The following is a 6,047-nucleotide window of genomic DNA, read 5'->3' on the forward strand; positions in this document are numbered from 1 at the left end:
GAAAAACAGGGAACGACCGGATAGGGCCCTATCAATACCTTACAACCTATGGCTATAACGGTGGCTATGTGTTTAATGAAAATGTTCCGCAACAGGCGTTGAAAGCATTACGTATTCCAAACGCCGGGGTTACCTGGGAAATAGCCAATCAGTCCAATATTGGCGCTGATGTGGAACTACTCAATAATAAGTTAGCTGTAAGCGCTGATTATTTCTATAACCTGCGTACAAACATCCTGGCCTACAGGAACGCTTCTGTGCCAGGTTCTGCAGGATTAAGCCTGCCGCAGGAAAATATAGGGGAAGTGGTTAACAAGGGCTTTGAATTGCAGGCATCCTATCGCGGCAGTACCGGCGATTTCAAATACCAGGTGTCTGCCAACGGGGCCTGGGCAAAGAATCATATTAAGTTCTGGGATGAAACACCCGGTGTTCCCGACTATCAGAAGTCTACCGGCAACCAGATGAACGCAAGATTGTATTACCAGGCAATAGGTGTATTCGTAGACCAGGCAGCAATTGATAAATACCCTCACTGGACAGGCGCCCGCCCGGGAGATATTATATTTAAAGATGTAAATAACGATGGACAGATTGATGGCCAGGACCAGGTAAGAAGCAATAAAACCACCATACCAACATTTACGGGCGGGCTCAGTATCGATTTGCAGTACAGGAATTTCTACGCAAATGTATTATTCCAGGGAGCGGCCGGTGCGGAAAGATCCTACCGTACTTTTTCCGGCGGGCCAGGCGTTGGAAACTTTATGTACAACCTTGTAAAAGACCGATGGACGCCGGAACATCCAAGTGCTGTTAACCCAAGAGTATGGGAGCGTGGAGGTGCATATTGGATGACAGATGGAGAACCTAATAACACCTACTTCGTTAGAAGCAGCGATTATTTAAGATTGAAAAACTTTGAGGTTGGTTATAACCTGTCATCCGGCATTGCGCAAAAAATAGGTATACAATCGCTGAGGATCTATGTCAGCGCCCTGAACTTTTTAACGTTTACAAAGATGAAGGATTTCGATCCCGAATCTCCGGATGATGCCCCTGGCTCCATTTGGGTGAACAGTGAGGTGTATCCTTTGAACAAAACCACCAACGTTGGATTAACGGCAACATTCTAAAAATCAAAGTGTATGAATTACAGAAACTCAAACTTAATATATATCGTTATCGGGTCTATGGCGCTGCTGCTAACATCATGTGGCAAAAGTTTCCTTGATACAAAGCCTTCCACGCAATTTACAGAAGCAGATGTCTGGTCTGATCCCAACCTGATACAACTGAACATGAATAGTATTTATAACCAGAATCCCTGGTCGTTCTTCATGACTTCACTGGCTGTAGATGAGGCCCGATGCTATGACGGGGGAAATGATTATAATATGAGCAACATGCTGATGTCGCCCGATAATGCAGGCTGGGGCGACTGGAACGGCAGGTACAGCGCTATCCGCGACTGCAATATATTCCTGGAAAATATAGACAAATTGCCGGATGATCCGGCGCTGATTGATGGCGTTACATTAAAAGACAGGTTGAAAGGCGAAGCCACTTTTTTCAGGGCCTGGTATTATCAGTTACTCATAAGTTATTTTGGCGGAGTACCCCTGATCACGAAGTCCTATAAATTAACAGACGATTTCTCCGCCGCCCGGAACAGTTATGCAGAGTGCGTACAGTTTATTTCCGGTGAATGTGATAAGGCGGCTGCATTATTGCCCCTGGTAAATACCGGGGCCAACAAAGGAAGAGTAACAAAAGGAGCCGCTTTGGCACTTAAATCAAGGGTATTGCTTTATGCGGCCAGCGATCTTCATAATACAACATTTCCGGGATTTTCCAACCCTGAGCTGCTGGGGTATGTGGATGGCGACAGGAAGCAACGCTGGCAGGCAGCCAAAGCTGCTGCCAAAGCAGTAATGGACCTGGGCATATACGGTTTGTATGAGCCAAATCCTGCATCCGCAGAAGAGGCCGTACAGAATTATGAGGACCTGTTTATCTCAAAAAATAGTATAGAAGACATCTTTATTCGCTACTACAACGCCTCCGTAAACCAGGGAGCTGACTACTGGCAGGTTTTCCCAAATGGATATGGCGGTATTGAAACAAACGGCGCCCCCAGCGAATTGGTAGACGCTTATGAAATGAGTGACGGCACTAAGTTCTCCAGAACCAACCCCGCACAAAATCTTGAACCATATAAAAATAGGGATCCACGTTTTTATGCTTCCATTTTATACGAAGGGGCAAAGTTCAGGTCAAGGCCATCCAACTTACTGGCAGCCGATCCCGTAGGAGTTTTACAGGTAGGTACCTGGGAAAAATGGGATGCCGCCGCTAATAAAGTCGTGTATACATACGGATTAGATAGCAGGAACAGTGTAGTTTACGGAGGCGGTTATAATAATACCGGTACCTGTATGCTCAAATTTATAAACCGTAAAACAGACATGTATGTAAATCACCAGGATGACCTCACCTGGCGTTTTATTCGTTACAGTGAAATCATACTCAATTATGCAGAGGCCTGTATTGGATTGGGAGAGGAGGCGGAAGCACGCACCTACATTAATATGATCAGGAGAAAAGCGGCTATGCCTGATGTGATGGACGCCGGCCCGGCCTTATCAGCAAGATACCGGAACGAAAGACGTGTTGAACTGGTGTACGAAAATCACCGCTTTTTTGATGTGCGCCGCTGGATGATCGGGCCGGAAGCCTATCACCCTATGCATGGGGTTAATGTTGTGTACAAACTGAATCCCGATCATACAACCGCCACCATCCCCACTGTTACCCCGGTAGAGATTACAAGCGGAAAGTGGGATAATAAGGCCTACTTTCTACCAATCGCCAGGAGTGAAATGAATAAGAACGATAAACTAGTGCAGAATCCCGGTTATAATTAATATTGCGTAGCAGTGATGGTTTTTATTGAAAATAATATTCATACCAGTTATTAACTCAAAACAGTAATGAAATATACATATCTGAACATCCTTTTTACCGGTTGCCTGCTGACAATTACTTTGAACATATCCGGGCAATCTGAATGGCAAAAAAAATATAGCGATCCCAAAACGGTTCAACAAATGTTTGTTAGCCCCCCAATGTTCTATGCTCCCCATACATTCTGGTTCTGGGATGATACCATCAGGGATGAGCATTTTACGGCTACTATGGCAGAGGAAATGATGAAGCAGGGACTGAACCCCGGATATGCACATCCCCGGGGTTCAATGGATCGCTTAAACCCGGCATTTTCTTCATTGCCTTATAAGCAATACCTGGAAAAACCCTGGTTCAGCAGTTTCGGAAATGCTATGCAGGCGGCAAAGAACAAAGGATTTACCCTGGGGTATTGTGATGAATATGACTGGCCAAGCGGGCAGGCAGCAGGACGGGTATTAGCGCAGCATCCTGAGCTGGAGGCAAAATACCTGGATTGGAAACGGTATAAGGTAATGGGGAAATCGACCGTTTATTACGATTCAACAGATTTTGCCGTGGCAGGTAAAATAAGCGGCAACGCCATTGATGCGTCATCGCTGCGGATCATTGGGGAAGGAAGCCATTTTAAATGGACGGCGCCACCGGGAGAATGGGTGGTATATACTTACACAAAAAGATTTCATCCCGGAATTGACGGGGGAAAAGTTAACTACCTCGACCCCCGATTAATGGAAGTGTTCATTCCGCTTGTTCACGCGCAGTATGCCAAACATTTTGCAAATGATATGGGGAAAACGATTCCTGGTGTTTTTGTTGACAATGAAGGCGACTATGGCTGGCGGATGGCGTGGTCGGAATATCTTGCCAAACGGTATAAGGAAATGAAAAACCAGGATATCCGTTTATGGCTTCCCCTTTTAACGGAAAAGGACAACAACGGTTTGTTTGCAAAAGCCCGTTGCGATTGGTTTGATGTTGTTTCAGACGTATATAACAAATGCTACTTTGAGCCTTTGGTGAACTGGCTCAAACAATACAATATGTATTACATCTCCAATCTGTGGGAAGAATCCCTGTTGTTACAAACCGCTGCCATGGGCGATTTTATGCGCGTTACAAGAACAGCAACCATGCCCGGAACGGATTGCCTTTTAATGAAATCGCAGGATGTTCACGATTTTAAGGAAGTGCAAACAGTAGCCGAACTGGAAGATCGTCCTTTTATGAGTGAAATTATGGGCGTTGCGGGATGGGAGCAAACACCGGCTATGATGAAAATGACTATTAATTCTATTACATCATTTGGTATTAACCACGTGGTGCCGCATGGAATTAATGTTAACCGGAAAATTGAACAGGACCCGTATCCGCCGGATTGGTTTACGGAAAATCCATATTGGCCTTATTTGCATAACTGGACCGACTTTTCCAGGCGGGCTGCTTTTGTGAACAGGCAAAGTAAACTTGTGGCGGATGTTCTCCTGGTAAACCCGCTTGAAAGTATCTGGGCAAATGCGGAAGGCTTTTTTACGCATGAGGAAAATTTTGGCCTGCTGGAAGGCAAAGAAGTCTGGGATACGCTTTCACTGGAGATCAACCAGGTGTATTCCGATGCTATGAGAGCATTGAATAAAAATAACATCGACTTTTTAATCGCTGATAAATATTACCTGGATAGAGGAAAAACAGAAACCATTAATAGCGGTGCAAAGATCACTATTAATAACCACAACTTCTCGGCGATCGTTCTTCCACCGGCTTGTGTTATTTCTCATGCGGTATCAGGTAAGATACTTGAATTTGCTAAAAAGGGAGGCGTTGTGCTGCTCCTCGGTACAACACCGGAAGGATCGCCGGAGAAAGGGATGAAAGATGCATTGATCATTAGCCAGATGAACGCATTAAAGCGGTTGCCCAATGTTATTGACCTGTCGGGAGATAAGGACAGGCTGGGTAAAATGGTTACCGCTTTGAATGAAAAGATCCGGCCACAGATCCGGTTGGAAAACTCAGGCCGGCTTTACACATCTCACAGAACTATTTCCAATAGCCACTTTTACTGGCTTGCCAATAACTCCGATACCCTGAGGAATTTTTCAGCCTGGTTCAGGGATGGCGATGGCCCGGCTCAGATATGGAACTGTGAAACCGGGGAACGTAAACCCGTTGCCTACGTGAAGGAGAAGGGATATAACAAAGTCAGAATGACATTACAACCTTACGAAGGCTATTGGCTCGTATTTGAGCCCGGAACAGGCGATATGGATCCGTTGGTGCAGCATGAATCTGATTTAAAGGAAATTAAGCTCGATGATAAATGGACCATCAGCTATCCGGGGAAAGATACTGTTTATAAAACCACAGCCACTTCATTCACTTTAGCCGGCAACGGGTTAAGCGAAGATCTTATGCTGCTGGCATACAATGATTCAAAATGGAAGTATACCAGTTTTATGACAGCGCAAAAACGGAACGGGAATGGGCAGAAAGATGAAATAAAAGATAATGATGCTACCGGTTACCACTATTGGAGGGTCAATATACCGGTTGGTGCAAAAAGGGTAGTGTTCCCTGATAATATGATTGGCACAACGGTTTGGATGGATGGTGTAAAAACAAACGTGGCCGCGGCGTCAATTGATTTGCCTGCTGATGCACGGTTGCTGTCGTTTGCAAGGTCCGTCCAAAGTGAGCAAACGCTGACTGCTCCGTTGAAATTTATTGTTGGCAGTAAAGCAAACTGCACACTGCAATCATGGTATGCCTATGGGCTTCAGCAGTATTCGGGATATATTGATTATGAAATACCTGTTGTGCTGAAAGATGTAGGTACCAGGACTTCCATAGATCTTGGTGATGTAAAATATATGGCGGAAGTGTTTGTAAATGATAAACCCGTTGGCGACCGGCTATGGGCCCCCTTTGTATTTGATATATCCAAATACCTGCAGGAGGGAGAAAATAAGATAAGAATACGGGTTGGGAACCTGATGGTTAATGAAATGTGGATGAAAGCGGATCTGGGCAAACTCCGCACCTGGGGCTGGGTAGGTGTGCCCGACTTTAATAAATATGAC

Annotated in this window: 2 protein-coding genes and 1 pseudogene; all 3 read left to right on the top strand. The window is 45.2% G+C overall.

Features of this window, described 5'->3' with window-relative positions:
• Positions 1–1,136 (top strand): annotated as a pseudogene (locus VN105_RS08975) (SusC/RagA family TonB-linked outer membrane protein); the annotation flags it as partial.
• Positions 1,137–1,148: 12 nt separating this feature from the next.
• Positions 1,149–2,927 (top strand): RagB/SusD family nutrient uptake outer membrane protein, encoded by a 1,779-nt coding sequence (locus VN105_RS08980; protein WP_325640008.1) that lies wholly within the window; start codon positions 1,149–1,151, stop codon positions 2,925–2,927.
• Between the two features lie 183 nt (positions 2,928–3,110).
• On the top strand, positions 3,111–6,047 hold a 2,937-nt coding region (locus tag VN105_RS08985; protein WP_325640010.1), incomplete at its 3' end, for a glycosyl hydrolase.

The sequence above is a fragment of the Chitinophaga sp. genome (genome assembly GCF_035564935.1).
GTDB lineage: Bacteria > Bacteroidota > Bacteroidia > Chitinophagales > Chitinophagaceae > Chitinophaga.